Source organism: Arthrobacter sp. GMC3 (genome assembly GCF_002929305.1).
Taxonomy (GTDB): domain Bacteria; phylum Actinomycetota; class Actinomycetes; order Actinomycetales; family Micrococcaceae; genus Specibacter.
Map to the genome: position 1 here is coordinate 1 of NZ_PJIO01000176.1, position 510 is coordinate 510.

Consider the following 510-nt stretch of genomic DNA (forward strand, 5'->3'; position numbering starts at 1 on the left):
CGGATCCTTTCGCCACTGTCATCGCAATTCCTCATCTCAAATCAGGAACCCCAATACACAATTAATTAGACACCCCCCCGGGGTGGCCATGAACGTACCGGCCAGGCGCAGACGCCGGTTCGCCTCCACCCTACCGAGTAGCAGCGACTGCATCAATAACCCTGCCGGGGTGCCCGCCCCGGTCTGATTAAACCGGCCAGCACGCACCCGGTGAGCTAGATCCCCGGCAACCTGAACCAACAAGGCCTGCAGGAAATGATTCAACTGCTCCAAGGACTGCGCCCACTCCACCGCCTGCCCATCGGTCAAGGACTCCAGCACCACCCCCAACGGGGCACCCACCAAAGAACCCCCACGAGGTGCAGCGTTGCCGCAGGATTCGGTGCCAGCGTTATCAGGCACAGCACCGGGATCGGTAGTCGTGGTTGTGGCAGCCTGGGCAGCGGTCTGGGCGGCGGTCTGGGTGGTGGTGTGGGCGGCGGTGGTCAGTGCCCGGGCCAGGGTGAGGAG

General features: G+C 63.5%; 1 protein-coding gene. It reads right to left on the reverse strand.

Features of this window, described 5'->3' with window-relative positions; translation table 11 throughout:
- Positions 1-36: 36 nt before the first annotated feature.
- The coding region (locus CXQ94_RS22840; protein ID WP_181034388.1) for a hypothetical protein at positions 37-510 on the reverse strand (474 nt) is incomplete at its 5' end.